Origin of the sequence: Cyanobium sp. NS01, from assembly GCF_014280235.1 — a bacterium.
Classification (GTDB): Bacteria; Cyanobacteriota; Cyanobacteriia; order PCC-6307; family Cyanobiaceae; genus NIES-981.
Genome location: NZ_CP047940.1, coordinates 287,145 through 299,572 on the forward strand (window position 1 = coordinate 287,145; position 12,428 = coordinate 299,572).

Genomic DNA, 12,428 nt, shown 5'->3' on the forward strand with positions numbered 1-12,428 from the left:
GGAAGCTCGATCTCAGCCCCGGTCGGGCAGATCCGGGGTCTGGTGCAGTAGGCGGTTGAGCCGCAGCCGATCGGCGTTGAGCGGATCGGGGGCCAGCTCTCCAGCCACCTCGCGGAACTTCTGCTCCACCTCATCCGGCATGCGCACATCGAAGATGCGCTCCATCAGCGCCTCGATCGAGAACAGGTGGGCGTTGATGTTCTCCAGGTCCGCCAGGGCCTGCTGGAAGGCATCCGGCTCCGGGGCCTGCTCAGGCGCCACGGCAGCCCCGCCGCTGTCTGAGGGGGGAGGGGTGGCGGCAGCCGGGGCCGCCTCCTCAGCGGCATCGGCCTGTTTCTGCAATTCATCCATCACCCGGCCAGCCAGCGTCCGGAAGGACTGCAGGGCAGCCCAGTTGAGCTCCTGCTGCTGGCGCAGGGTGGGGTTTTCGCGGATCAATCGGTCATGTTCCCGATAGAACCGCTGGCAATCAGGGCACTGGCAGGGCTCTTCGGGCACCGCGCTCCCCAGGGAAGTCAATGCCCATCATGGCACCGAGGGCCAGGGTCAGCCGCTTTGAGGGTTCAGGCGGCCAGGCCGTCTCCCTGGCTGCAGTCGCCGGCTCCAGCGTCGTCGTCACTGTCGTCCTCGCTGTCGTCGCAGGCTGAGGGGATCGGGATCTCAATGGTGCTCACCACCTGAATCACATCTCTCAGCCGCATCGAATCGGCAAACCAGCCCATGGCCTGCTCGGTATCGCCGCGTTGCTCGGCGTCCCCGGCCTGCTCCTCGTGGGCCTGGGCCAGCAGCGCCAGCCAGCAGAGGCAGCGGGCCTGCATCACCGAGAGATCCAGTTCGTCGAGATGCCCGTCGGCGATGCGCTCACTTTCCTGCTGCACCAACAGGCGCAGGCGCAGATCATGCAGTTGCGTCATGGAGGTCCCGACGTTGGCCCCACGCTAGCGGCAGTGGTGGAAATCAACAGGCCACCATAGGTAGCGTCAGCTACGACAAGTCCCATTCGCGGCCGTTGCTTGACATCTGGGGACGCTCTGCACAGGGTTGAAGTTGACAGCCCCGATCCCCCTCCTCAGAGTGCCGATGACCGATCCGATCAAGGCTCTGGTGGGGCCGCAGATGCTGGGCCTGGTGGGCAACCTGCTCGGGGCCCTCGGCATCCTGGTGCTGGGCTACGTGGTGGCCGCCCTGCTGGCCCGGGGTGTGCGGCGATTGCTGCGCCGCACGGGGCTCGACCGTCGCATCAGCGGTGCCGTGGGCGCTGGCAGCTCCGGCTCGATGCCCCAGCTCGACCGACTGCTCTCCGGGGTGGTGTTCTGGGTGGTGATGGTGCTGTCGATCGTGGCGGCCCTGAACGTGCTGCAGCTCACCACCGTTTCGGAGCCGCTCAACCAGTTCCTCAATCAGATCTTTGCCTTCCTGCCCCAGCTGGGAGCGGCCGCCGTGCTGGCGGCGGTGGGCTGGCTGCTGGCCTCCCTGGCCCGCGCTGCCCTGCGGCGCGTGACCCAGGGCCTCAGCCCCTCCCCCGAGCCGGAGAGTGGGCCTCTGGCTGCTGCCGCTGCAGCCCCGGAGGCCGCTGCCGATGCCGCCCCCGACACCACGACTGCCGAGGCCGCTCAGCCGGTTGCCCTGGTCGGCCAGGTGGGTCACACCCTGGCCGAGGTTGTGTACTGGCTGGTGCTGCTGTTCTTCCTGCCGCTGATCCTCAACGCCCTCAACCTGGGCTCCCAGGTCACCCCCGTGGTGAACCTGTTCGACAGCTTCCTGGGTGCCCTGCCCCAGATCGCCAAGGCCGCCGCGATTGCGGCCGTGGGCTGGTTCCTGGCCCGCACGGTGCGCCTGCTGGTGGCCAACCTGCTCGCCTCCAGCGGCATCGACCAGGTGGGTGCCGGCTTCGGCCTTGATCCCAAGCAGGGAGGCCGCAAGCTCTCCTGGCTGGTGGGCACCGTGGTGTATGTGCTGATCCTGATTCCCACTGCCACCGCCGCCCTCGACGCCCTGGCCATCCCGGCGATCTCCACGCCGGCCACGGCGATGCTGAACAGCATCCTCTCGGCCCTGCCCCTGATCTTCACCGCTGCACTGGTGCTGGCCCTGGGCGTGGTGGCGGGCCGCTTCATCGGCCAGCTGGTGAGTCGGCTGCTGGCGGGGGTGGGTTTCGACCGCCTCTACACCTGGATGGGGCTGGAGGGGCTCAACCGCGACGGCGACAACCCCATCGGCCGGCGTCCCTCGGAGCTGCTGGGAGTGGTGGCCCAGGTGGGCGTGGTGCTGTTCGCGGCCGTGGCCGCCACCGATGTGCTCAACCTGCCAGGCCTGGCCGTGGTTGTGGAGGGTCTGCTGCTGCTGTTCGGCCAGATTCTCTCGGGCCTGGTGGTGTTCGCCGTGGGCCTCTACCTGGCTCAGTTGGCCCACCACCTGGTGAGCGGCTCCAGCGGGCACCAGGCCCCTCTGCTGGGCCAGATCTCCCGGGTGGCCATCATCGGCTTCAGCGGCGCCATGGCGCTGCAGCAGATCGGCGTGGCCCCAAACATCGTGGGCCTGGCCTTCGGCCTGGTGCTCGGGTCGCTGGCCGTGGCTGCCGCCGTGGCCTTCGGCCTGGGTGGTCGCGAGGTGGCGGCCGAGCAGCTGCGCGAGTGGGTGGGCAGCCTCAAGCGCCGCTGAGGCCACTGCCAAGGGTGGTGCTCGAGGCTTCACCGCGTGGGCCATACGGGGCTGGCGGGACTCGAACCCACGACCTACGGTTTAGGAAACCGTCGCTCTATCCGGCTGAGCTACAGCCCCCTGCCACGCCATTATGCGACCGGCACCCCACCGGGTCCGCAGCCCTGGCCGCCGGACCGAAAGGCATCATGGGGGGTGAAAGCAGGCGAGGTGATCGCGATCGGGGGGCAGCGGTCTTCGGGCCGCCGGTCCGCCCGGTTGAGGAAAGTCCGGGCTCCCCAATGGCCAGGCTTGCTGGGTAACGCCCAGTGCGGGTGACCGCGAGGAGAGTGCCACAGAAAAACACCGCCGATGGCCGGGGCTTGTCCCCGCGCACAGGCAAGGGTGCAAAGGTGCGGTAAGAGCGCACCAGCAGCATCGAGAGGTGCTGGCTCGGTAAACCCCGGCCGGGAGCAAGGCCCAGGGACAACGGTTGGCCATGACACCCGTCCCGCCACAAGTGCGCCGCTCGAGGCCGTCGGAGACGGCGGTCCCAGACAGATGATCGCCCCGGAGCGAGGGTTCGCCCGGCTCCGGAACAGAACCCGGCTTACGCCCTGCTTTCACCCCTTCGGCTGGCCTGCGCCGCCCCGCCCCATCCCGTTGCCGTGACCCCCGACCGCCGCCGTCAACTGGTGACCTTCCTGGCCGCCCTTGGCCTCGATCCTGACGGCCCCGGCGGCCCCGGATCGACGGCGGAGGCCCTGGCCCCGGTGGATGAGGCCCTCACCCACACCTCCGCCCGCCTGCCCCGCAACCACGAGCAGCTGGAGTTCCTCGGCGACGCCGTGCTGCGGCTGGCGGCCTCCGAATACCTGCGTCAGCACCACCACGGCCTCAGCGTGGGCCGCCATGCCGCCCTGCGCAGCCAGCTGGTGAGTGACCGCTGGCTGGCGGAACTGGGCCAGGAGTGTGGCGTGGCCAGCGTGGCCCTGATCGGTCCGATGGCCCAGGGCGACCGCGCCGGCGAGGCCACCGTGCGGGCGGAGCTGTGCGAGGCCCTGATCGGTGGCCTGTATCAGGCCTGGGGCTCCCTGCAGCCCGTGCACCGCTGGCTCACCCCCAATTGGCAGCGCAGCAGCGCGGCCCTGCTGGCCGATCCCGACCGCCACAACTGGAAGTCGGCGCTGCAGGAGTGGACCCAGGGCCAGGGCCTGGGGCTGCCGCGCTACAGCTGCCGCGAGGCGAGCCCGACCCACGGGGATCCCCGGAGGTTTCACTGCCGCGTGAGCTTTGAGGCGAGCGGGCCGGAACCGGCCGAGGGCTGGGGTGGGTCGCGCCGGGCCGCTGAGCAGGACGCGGCCCGGTTGGCCCTCGCCCGCCTCAGAGCTGCTCGAGGGTGAGCAGGGGCACCGTGACCAGCTTGTCCCAGTTGCCGCCCTCGAACAGCACGGCGGCCCGGTTGCCGCTGATCCGCTGCACGAACCCCTTGTAGCCGTTGTAGATCGAGCGCCCGTCACGCACCACCACGGTGCTGCCCGGCAGGATCGGAAGGTCAGTCATGGTGGAAAACCGGCGTGGGGCCATTATCGGCTGTAAGCGCCAGCGATGACTGCGATCGACGAGCCCCAGCGATGACGGAAACCGAAGAACTGCTGGTGGTGGGCCGCTTGGTGGCGGCCCAGGGGCTGAAGGGGGAGGTGCGGGTGCTGCCCATGAGCGACTTCCCCGAGCGCTTCACCCGGCCCGGCCGCCGCTGGCTGCAGCGGCGCGGCCAGGCGGCCCGCCCCCTGGAGCTGCTCTCTGGAAGGCCCCTGCCAGGTAAGGAGCTGTTTGTGCTGCGCTTGGCCGGGGTCGACAGCCGCGAGGCGGCCGAGGCCGTGGTGGGCGAAGAGCTGCTGGTGCCCGCCAGCGACCGTCCCAGGCTGGGCCCCGGCGAGTTCTACCTGATGGATCTGGTGGGCCTCGAGGTGCGCCTGCTCGAGGGCGGCGTTGAGGGCGTTGCTGAGAGCGGCAACGGGGCGGGTGTGGTGCTGGGCACGGTCACCAACCTGATCCACGCGGGTAACGACCTGCTGGAAGTGGCCCGCAGCGACGGCCGCCGGCTGCTGATCCCCTTCGTGCGGGCGATCGTGCCGGAGGTGAGGCTGGCGGAGGGCTGGATCGGCATCACCCCTCCTCCCGGTCTGCTTGACCTCTGAAACCTGGCGGGCTGGCCTTGAATGGCGGCACGGCACGACAGCGATGAGCAGCACTCCCAACCTGGTTCCCGTGATCCTCTGCGGGGGCACCGGCACCCGTCTCTGGCCCCTCTCGCGGGCCAGCTACCCGAAGCAGTACTGGGCCCTGGGCGGCAGTGGGGAGGAAACCCTGCTGCAGCAGACCCACCAGCGGCTCGCGGGCCTGCCGGGGCTGGCGCCGCCGCTGCTGATCTGCAACGAAGACCACCGCTTCATCGTGGCTGAGCAGATGCGGCAGATCGAGGTGGAGCCCGGTGGCATCCTGCTGGAGCCGATCGGCCGCAACACCGCCCCCGCCGTGGCGGTGGCCGCCCTGCACGCCACGGCTCGCGGCGACGACCCCCTGCTGCTGGTGCTGGCAGCCGACCACGTGGTGCGCGACACCGCCGCCTTCAGCCGCACGGTGGAGGCCGGCCTGGGGGCCGCCATGGCGGGCCAGCTGGTGACCTTCGGCATCGTGCCCACGGCGCCTGAAACCGGCTACGGCTACATCGAGGCCGCCGAACCCCTGCCCACCGCTGGTGCCGCTGACCCCCAGCCGGTGCCGATCGCCCGCTTCGTGGAAAAACCTGACGCCGCCACGGCGGAGCGCTTCCTGGCCTCCGGGCGCTTCACCTGGAACAGCGGCATGTTCCTGTTCCGCGCCAGCGCTGTTCTGGCGGAACTGGAGCGCCTGGCCCCCGAGGTGGTGAGCGCCTGCCGCGCCGCCCTGGAGCACGACTCCGCCGACCTCGATTTCCTGCGGCTGGAACGGGAGGCCTTTGCCGGCTGCCCGGGGGTGGCCATCGACGTGGCGGTGATGGAGAAGACGGAGCTGGGCTGTGTGCTGCCCCTCCAGGCCGGCTGGAGTGATGTGGGCAGCTGGAGTGCCCTGTGGGAAACCGCCGACCAGGACGGCGCCGGCAACGTGCTGCGGGGCCGGGTGATCAGCGAGGCCAGCCGCAACTGCTACCTGCGCAGCGAGCACCGGCTGGTGGTGGGCCTGGGGGTGGAAGACCTGGTGGTGGTCGAGACCGACGACGTGGTGCTGGTGGCCCACCGCGACAAGGCCCAGGACGTCAAGACGGTGGTGGGACTCCTGGAGCGGGCCGGCGCCCCCGAGAGCAGGGCGCACCGCAAGATCTACCGCCCCTGGGGCTCCTACGACGGCGTGGTGGAGGGCGAGCGCTGGCAGGTGAAGAAGATCATGGTCAATCCCGGCGCCAGCCTCTCGCTGCAGATGCACCACCACCGGGCCGAGCACTGGGTGGTGGTGAAGGGCACCGCGGTGGTGGAGAAGGACGGCCAGCAGGAGCTGGTGGGCGAGAACCAGAGCACCTACATCCCGCTGGGGTCCCGGCACCGGCTCAGCAACCCGGGCAAGATCCCCGTGGAGCTGATCGAGGTGCAGAGCGGCGCCTATCTCGGCGAAGACGACATCGTGCGCTTCGAAGATCGCTACGGGCGCAGCGATGCCGTGCTGAAGGGCGCCTGATCCCTCAGGAGCAGCTGATCCCTCACTCCACCGTGACGCTCTTGGCCAGGTTGCGGGGCTGATCCACATCCAGGCCCCGATGGGCAGCGATGTGATAGCTCAGCAGCTGCATCGGAATCACGGTGAGCAGGGGGCTGAGCAGCTCCGACACCTCGGGGAGCGGCAGCAGCACATCGAACAGGTCGGTGTCGGGCCCCTGGGGCGCCACCCCGATCAACTGGGCATCGCGGGCCTTGGCCTCCTGGGCATTGCTGAGCACCTTCTCGAACACCGGGCCCGGCATCGCGATCGACACCACCGGCACCCGCGAATCGAGCAGGGCGATCGGGCCATGCTTCATCTCTCCGGCCGGGTAGCCCTCAGCATGGATGTAGCTGATCTCCTTGAGCTTGAGGGCACCCTCCAGGGCGATCGGGAAGTTGATGCCCCTGCCCAGGAAGATCACGTCCTGGGTGTCGGCAAACAGATGGGCCAGGGCCTCGCAGCGCTGGTCGTGGTCGTCCACCAGCTGGCGCAGCAGCAGCGGCAGCTGGCGCAGCTGGCCCACCAGCTGGCGCAACTGCTCGGGCTCCCCCACCCCCGGGGCGCCCCCCTGGCGCTCGGCGAAGGCCAGAGCCAGGCCGTAGAAGGCCAGCAGCTGGCCCAGGAAGGTCTTGGTGGCGGCCACGCCCACCTCGATGCCGGCGCCGATGTCGAGCAGGTGGGGCACCATGCGGGCCAGGGAACTCTCCGGCCGGTTGGTGATCCCCAGCAGCCGGGCCGCGTAGGCCGGATCGGCCACCTGCTGGCGGCGGTCGCGCTCCATGGCCAGGGCCGCGAGCGTGTCGGCGGTCTCGCCCGACTGGGTCACCCCGATCGTGAGGGTGTGGCGGCTGAGCGGCGGCGGCGCGTAGCGGAACTCGCTGGCATAGAACACGCTGGTGGGGATGCCGGCCAGCTGCTCCAGCAGGTAGGCGCCCACCTGGGCCGCGTGGCGGCTGGTGCCGCAGGCCAGGATCTGGATCCGCTCCACCCCCTCGTAGAGACCCTCGTCGAGGGCCAGGGCCACGAGCCGCGCTCCCCCCTCGGGGGGCAGATGGCGTGCCACCCAGAGGGCGGCGGTTTCGGGCTGCTCATGGATCTCCTTGAGCATGAAGTGGCGGAAGCTGCGCTTGTCCGCCACGTGCTGGGTGCCGCTCAGCAGGCTGGGAGCCCGCTGCACCCGCTGGCCCTCGGCGTTGTACAGCTCGATGCCGAGGGGGGTGAGCAGGGCCACCTCGCCGTCTTCCATCGGCAGGATGGTGCGGGTGAAGCCCGCCAGGGCGGGGGTGTCGCTGGCGCAGAGGAATTCCCCCTCGCCAAGGCCGATCAGCAGAGGGGCGGCGCGGCGGGCCACCACCAGGGCGCCGGGCACCCGGCCCCACACCACCGCGAGGGCGTAGGCCCCCGCCAGCAGCGGCAGCACCTCCTGCACCGCCTGCAGCAACAGCGCCGGCCCCGCCTCAGTGCCCTCGGCCAGCAGCTGGTCGAGCCGCCGCGCCAGCAGGTGGGGAATCACCTCGGTGTCGGTGTCGGAGCGGAACACCACCCCCTCCTGCTGCAGCCCTTCGCGCAGGCTGCGGTGGTTCTCGATGATGCCGTTCTGTACCACCGCCAGCTCGCCGCGGCCGTCGAGGTGGGGATGGGCGTTGCGTTCCTCGGGCTTGCCGTGGGTGGCCCAGCGGGTGTGGCCGATGCCGCAGTGGCCCGGAGCGCCCTCCTGCTCAAAGCGACCCGTGAGGTTCACGAGCTTGCCCTCCGCCCGCAGACAGTGGAGCTCCCCTGCCGGACCGTCGCCGAGCAGCTCGACCGTGGCGATGCCGGCGGAGTCGTAGCCGCGGTATTCCAGCTGGCGCAGCCCTTCCAGCAGCTGGGGAGCCGCCTCCCGGGAACCGATCAGGGCAACGATGCCGCACATAGGCCAGGGATCACAAAAAAAGCCCGGCGCGGGCCGGGCATGAGCTTATGGGAGCTGCAGGGAAGGCCCAGGCCGGCTGGGCGGCCGCTGAGAACTCAGTAGGCGAGGCCCATGGAGCGGGTGGTCTCGTCGCCCAGATAGACGCGGATCGAGAGGAAGTCGGTGGGGCAGGCGGTTTCGCAGCGCTTGCAGCCCACGCAGTCTTCGGTGCGGGGGGAGGAGGCGATCTGGGAGGCCTTGCAGCCGTCCCAGGGCACCATCTCGAGAACGTCGAGGGGGCAGGCACGGACGCACTGGGTGCAGCCGATGCAGGTGTCGTAGATCTTGACGGCGTGGGACATCTGGACTCCGGTGTGCTGAGACTCGGCGTGTGGCAAAGGTACCGAAGCTGTTCGGGTCCGATCGCCCCCGACGCCGCGGCCGTCATCCTTGTTCATAAGTCTGCCCTCACTGGCGCCTGAGCGGCCCCTGAGGAGCCCCAGGCGGGACGACCCGTAGAGTGCCTCGACCAACAAAGCGGCCATGTCCCAGGAAGCGATCTTCGAGAAAGTGCGCTCCATCGTTGCTGAACAGCTCAGCGTCGACACCGCAGAAGTGAAGTCTGAGTCCAACTTCCAGAACGATCTCGGGGCCGACTCCCTCGACACCGTTGAGCTGGTGATGGCGCTGGAGGAGGCCTTCGACATCGAGATTCCCGATGAGGCGGCTGAGGGCATCGCCACCGTGGGGGATGCCGTCACCTACATCCAGGACAAGCAGGCCTGAACCGCTCCATGGTCCAAGGTCTCCAGCGGGTCGTCATCACCGGCCTCGGCGCGGTCACACCGATCGGCAATGACGTCTCCAGTTACTGGGATGGCTTGAGCAGCGGCCGCAACGGCGTGGCGGGGATCACCCTGTTCGACGCCAGCCGCCATGCCTGTCGCTTCGCCGCTGAGGTGAAGCAGTTCGACCCCAGCGGCTGGCTCGAGCCGAAGGAGTCGAAGCGCTGGGACCGCTTCTGCCAGTTCGCGGTGGTGGCGGCCAAGCAGGCCGTGGCCGATGCCGGCCTCACGATCGACGCCAGCAACGACGAGCGGGTGGGAACGGCGATCGGCTCCGGCGTGGGCGGATTACTGATGATGGAGAGCCAGGCCCACGTGCTGGCCGATCGCGGCCCCGACCGGGTGAGCCCGTTCTGCGTGCCGATGATGATCCCGAACATGGCCACGGGGCTCACGGCGATCGCCCTCGGTGCCAAGGGACCCAGCTCCGCCGTGGCCACGGCCTGTGCGGCGGGCTCCAATGCCATCGGCGATGCCTACCGCCTGATCCAGCTGGGCCTGGCCGATGCCATGGTGTGCGGCGGTGCCGAGTCGGCGATCACGCCCCTGGGCCTGGCGGGCTTCGCCAGTGCCAAGGCCCTCTCCTTCCGCAACGACGATCCGGCCACGGCGAGTCGCCCCTTTGATGCCGAGCGCAACGGCTTCGTGATCGGCGAGGGCGCCGGCGTGCTGGTGCTCGAGAGCCTGGACCATGCCGAGGCCCGTGGCGCCACCATCCTGGGCGAGGTGGTGGGCTACGGCATGAGCTGCGATGCCCACCACATCACCTCCCCTGCCCCCGGCGGCCGCGGGGGGGCCCAGGCGATGCGGCTCGCCCTGCGGGACGCCCAGCTGGAGCCGGAGGCGGTGGACTATGTGAATGCCCATGGCACCAGCACCCAGGCCAACGACAGCAATGAGACCGCCGCCATCAGGAGTGCCCTGGGCGAGCGGGCCGGCCAGATTCCGGTGAGCTCCACCAAGTCGATGACCGGCCATCTGCTGGGCGGCAGCGGCGGCATCGAGGCCGTTGCCGCCGTGCTCGCCATGAAGCATGGCCTGGTGCCGCCTACGATCAATTACCTCAATCCGGATCCGGCCTGTGATCTGGATGTCGTGCCCAACCAGGCCCGTGAACGGAAACTCAACGTGGTGCTCTCCAACTCCTTCGGATTCGGTGGCCACAACGTCTGCCTGGCCTTCCGGCGTCTGAGCTGATGGTCCGTTAGCCCCACCGCCCGGCATTGCCTGTTGCGTCGAGCCTGATCACCCTTACCCCCTAGCTCCCTCCCGATGGTCGCCACCCCCACCACCTCCACCGCCTCCGCCAGCCAGCTGGAAACGCTCTGCATCAACAGCATCCGCTTCCTGGCTGTCGACGCCATCAACAAGTCGAACTCCGGTCACCCCGGCCTGCCCATGGGCTGCGCTCCCATGGCCTATGCCCTGTGGGACCAGACCCTCAAGCACAACCCCAAGAACCCCAAGTGGTTCAACCGCGACCGCTTCGTGCTCTCCGCCGGCCACGGCTGCATGCTGCTCTATGCGCTGCTGCACCTCACCGGCTACGACTCGGTGGGCCTGGACGACCTCAAGCAGTTTCGCCAGTGGGGTTCCAAGACCCCGGGCCACCCGGAAACCTTCGAGACCGCCGGCGTCGAGGTGACCACCGGCCCCCTCGGCCAGGGGATCGCCAACGCCGTGGGCCTGGCCATGGCCGAGGCCCATCTCGCGGCCAAGTTCAATCGCCCCGGCTGCGACCTGATCGATCACCACACCTACGTGATCATGGGCGACGGCTGCCACCAGGAGGGCGTGAGCAGTGAAGCCGCCTCCCTGGCCGGCCACCTGGGCCTGGGCAAGCTGATCGCCCTCTACGACGACAACCACATCACCATCGACGGCAACACCCAGGTGTCGTTCACGGAGGATGTGCTCAAGCGCTACGAGGCCTACGGCTGGCACACCATCCACGTGGCTGACGGCAACACGGACGTGGCCGGCATTGCCCGGGCCATCGCCGAGGCCAAGGCCGTCACCGACAAGCCCTCGCTGATCAAGGTGACCACCACGATCGGCTACGGCTCCCCCAACAAGGCCAACACCGCCGGGGTGCACGGCGCCGCCCTGGGCGCCGATGAGGCCGAGCTCACCCGCAATAATCTGGGCTGGACCTACGGCGCCTTTGAGGTGCCCCAGGAGTCCTACGACCACTGGCGCCAGGCGATCAGCCGCGGTGCCGCCGCCGAGTCCGCCTGGAACGAAACCCTGGCCACCTACCGCAGCACCTACCCCGCCGAGGCCGCCCAGTTCGAGCGCCAGCTGCGGGGCGAGCTGCCCCAGGGCTGGGATGCCGCCCTGCCCAGCTACACCCCGGAGGACAAGGGCCTGGCCACCCGGATGCACTCCTTCAACTGCCTCAATGCCATCGGCCCCAACCTGCCCGAGCTGATCGGCGGCTCGGCCGACCTCACCCACTCCAACCTCACGGACATCAAGGGTGAGGCCAGCTTCCAGAAGGGCGGCGAAGCCAACCGCTACCTCCACTTCGGTGTGCGCGAGCACGCCATGGCCTCGATCCTCAACGGCCTCGCCTACCACGGCAGTGGCCTGATCCCCTACGGCGGCACCTTTGCGGTGTTCGCCGGCTATGCCCTCGGCGCCATCCGCCTCTCGGCCCTGAGCGAGCTGGGTGTGATCTACGTGCTCACCCACGACTCGATCGGTCTCGGCGAAGACGGCCCCACCCACCAGCCGATCGAAACCCTCGCCACCCTGCGCTCCCTGCCCAACCTGCTGGTGATCCGCCCCGGCGACGGCAACGAGACCAGCGGTGCCTACCAGGTGGCGATCGCCAACCGCAAGCGCCCCACCGCCCTGATCCTCAGCCGCCAGGGCATGGCCAACCAGCCCGGCTCCACCGCGGCTGCCGTGGCCAAGGGTGGCTACATCCTCGAGGACAGCGACGGCACCCCGGACCTGATCCTGATCGGCACCGGCACCGAGCTCGACCTCTGCGTCAAGGCGGCGGCCCAGCTGCGGGCCGATGGCCAGAGCGTGCGGGTGGTGTCGATGCCCTGCGTGGAGCTGTTCGAGGAGCAGGATGCCGCCTACCGCGAAGGCGTGCTGCCGGCGGCGGTGCGCAAGCGCCTGGTGGTGGAGGCCTCCAGCTCCTTCGGCTGGCACAAGTACACCGGCTTCGAGGGCGGCAGCGTGTCGATCGACCGCTTCGGCGCCTCGGCCCCGGGTCCGGTGTGCATGGAGCAGTTCGGCTTCACGGTGGACAACGTGGTGGCCAAGGCCAAGGCCCTCGGCTGAAGCCAGCAGACTGGGGG

The 12,428-nt window shown here is 69.5% G+C and carries 12 protein-coding genes, 1 tRNA gene and 1 other RNA gene; 8 read left to right on the top strand and 6 right to left on the bottom strand.

The features are described from left to right. Positions 1 to 12 precede the first annotated feature (12 nt). Both CyaNS01_RS01360 and CyaNS01_RS01365 read right to left on the bottom strand, forming a co-directional pair. Complete coding sequence (locus CyaNS01_RS01360) at positions 13 to 498, bottom strand: hypothetical protein (protein WP_186698255.1); 486 nt, start codon at positions 496 to 498, stop codon at positions 13 to 15. Between the two features lie 65 nt (positions 499 to 563). Continuing rightward, positions 564 to 914 carry a hypothetical protein gene (locus CyaNS01_RS01365; protein WP_186698257.1) on the bottom strand — a complete coding sequence of 117 codons (351 nt, stop codon included), beginning with the start codon at positions 912 to 914 and terminating at the stop codon, positions 564 to 566. A 166-nt stretch (positions 915 to 1,080) separates the two neighbouring features. Between CyaNS01_RS01365 and CyaNS01_RS01370 the strand changes: the two genes are divergently transcribed. Then, a complete protein-coding gene (locus tag CyaNS01_RS01370) occupies positions 1,081 to 2,661 on the top strand; it encodes a mechanosensitive ion channel (RefSeq protein WP_186698259.1) in 1,581 nt (526 codons plus the stop codon). A 46-nt stretch (positions 2,662 to 2,707) separates the two neighbouring features. On the opposite strand, the gene CyaNS01_RS01375 is transcribed toward CyaNS01_RS01370, so the two are convergent. Then, a tRNA-Arg gene (locus CyaNS01_RS01375) sits at positions 2,708 to 2,781 on the bottom strand. Between the two features lie 77 nt (positions 2,782 to 2,858). Between CyaNS01_RS01375 and rnpB the strand changes: the two genes are divergently transcribed. Beyond that, positions 2,859 to 3,269, top strand: an RNA gene (gene rnpB, locus CyaNS01_RS01380) — RNase P RNA component class A. Between the two features lie 39 nt (positions 3,270 to 3,308). Next, a complete protein-coding gene (locus CyaNS01_RS01385; protein ID WP_186698261.1) occupies positions 3,309 to 4,043 on the top strand; it encodes a ribonuclease III family protein in 735 nt (244 codons plus the stop codon). Here the strand turns inward: CyaNS01_RS01385 and CyaNS01_RS01390 are convergent. Next, positions 4,024 to 4,203, bottom strand: coding sequence for an NAD(P)H dehydrogenase subunit NdhS (locus CyaNS01_RS01390; RefSeq protein ID WP_186698263.1), 180 nt, complete (start codon positions 4,201 to 4,203; stop codon positions 4,024 to 4,026). The two genes, CyaNS01_RS01385 and CyaNS01_RS01390, sit on opposite strands and share 20 nt — an antisense overlap. A gap of 71 nt (positions 4,204 to 4,274) precedes the next feature. Here CyaNS01_RS01390 and rimM point away from each other — a divergent pair, with 71 nt between their 5' ends. Both rimM and CyaNS01_RS01400 read left to right on the top strand, forming a co-directional pair. Continuing rightward, complete coding sequence (gene rimM, locus CyaNS01_RS01395) at positions 4,275 to 4,841, top strand: ribosome maturation factor RimM (RefSeq protein ID WP_186698265.1); 567 nt, start codon at positions 4,275 to 4,277, stop codon at positions 4,839 to 4,841. A 43-nt stretch (positions 4,842 to 4,884) separates the two neighbouring features. Beyond that, complete coding sequence (locus CyaNS01_RS01400) at positions 4,885 to 6,354, top strand: mannose-1-phosphate guanylyltransferase/mannose-6-phosphate isomerase (RefSeq protein ID WP_186698267.1); 1,470 nt, start codon at positions 4,885 to 4,887, stop codon at positions 6,352 to 6,354. A gap of 22 nt (positions 6,355 to 6,376) precedes the next feature. On the opposite strand, the gene glmS is transcribed toward CyaNS01_RS01400, so the two are convergent. After that, the gene (glmS, locus tag CyaNS01_RS01405) at positions 6,377 to 8,290 is read right to left on the bottom strand and encodes a glutamine--fructose-6-phosphate transaminase (isomerizing) (RefSeq protein ID WP_186698269.1); all 1,914 of its coding nucleotides are present in this window, start codon (positions 8,288 to 8,290) and stop codon (positions 6,377 to 6,379) included. A 95-nt stretch (positions 8,291 to 8,385) separates the two neighbouring features. Continuing rightward, positions 8,386 to 8,631 (bottom strand): photosystem I iron-sulfur center protein PsaC, encoded by a 246-nt coding sequence (gene psaC, locus CyaNS01_RS01410; RefSeq protein WP_011295528.1) that lies wholly within the window; start codon positions 8,629 to 8,631, stop codon positions 8,386 to 8,388. Between the two features lie 181 nt (positions 8,632 to 8,812). Between psaC and acpP the strand changes: the two genes are divergently transcribed. The 3 genes from acpP to tkt all read left to right on the top strand — a co-directional run bounded on the left by acpP (position 8,813) and on the right by tkt (position 12,411). Then, the gene (acpP, locus tag CyaNS01_RS01415) at positions 8,813 to 9,055 is read left to right on the top strand and encodes an acyl carrier protein (protein ID WP_186698270.1); all 243 of its coding nucleotides are present in this window, start codon (positions 8,813 to 8,815) and stop codon (positions 9,053 to 9,055) included. A gap of 8 nt (positions 9,056 to 9,063) precedes the next feature. Next, complete coding sequence (fabF, locus tag CyaNS01_RS01420; protein WP_186698272.1) at positions 9,064 to 10,311, top strand: beta-ketoacyl-ACP synthase II; 1,248 nt, start codon at positions 9,064 to 9,066, stop codon at positions 10,309 to 10,311. 75 nt (positions 10,312 to 10,386) lie between these two features. Beyond that, entirely contained in the window at positions 10,387 to 12,411 is a 2,025-nt protein-coding gene (gene tkt / locus CyaNS01_RS01425) for a transketolase (protein ID WP_186698274.1), read from the top strand. Positions 12,412 to 12,428 lie beyond the last annotated feature (17 nt).

Bases quoted from the DNA above. Each gene is read 5' to 3' on its own strand.
- CyaNS01_RS01365 (WP_186698257.1), bottom strand. From the start codon at position 914: ATGACGCAACTGCATGATCTGCGCCTGCGCCTGTTGGTGCAGCAGGAA.
- CyaNS01_RS01370 (WP_186698259.1), top strand. From the start codon at position 1,081: ATGACCGATCCGATCAAGGCTCTGGTGGGGCCGCAGATGCTGGGCCTG.
- CyaNS01_RS01390 (WP_186698263.1), bottom strand. From the start codon at position 4,203: ATGACTGACCTTCCGATCCTGCCGGGCAGCACCGTGGTGGTGCGTGAC.
- rimM (WP_186698265.1), top strand. From the start codon at position 4,275: ATGACGGAAACCGAAGAACTGCTGGTGGTGGGCCGCTTGGTGGCGGCC.
- CyaNS01_RS01400 (WP_186698267.1), top strand. From the start codon at position 4,885: ATGAGCAGCACTCCCAACCTGGTTCCCGTGATCCTCTGCGGGGGCACC.
- glmS (WP_186698269.1), bottom strand. From the start codon at position 8,290: ATGTGCGGCATCGTTGCCCTGATCGGTTCCCGGGAGGCGGCTCCCCAG.
- psaC (WP_011295528.1), bottom strand. From the start codon at position 8,631: ATGTCCCACGCCGTCAAGATCTACGACACCTGCATCGGCTGCACCCAG.
- acpP (WP_186698270.1), top strand. From the start codon at position 8,813: ATGTCCCAGGAAGCGATCTTCGAGAAAGTGCGCTCCATCGTTGCTGAA.
- fabF (WP_186698272.1), top strand. From the start codon at position 9,064: ATGGTCCAAGGTCTCCAGCGGGTCGTCATCACCGGCCTCGGCGCGGTC.
- tkt (WP_186698274.1), top strand. From the start codon at position 10,387: ATGGTCGCCACCCCCACCACCTCCACCGCCTCCGCCAGCCAGCTGGAA.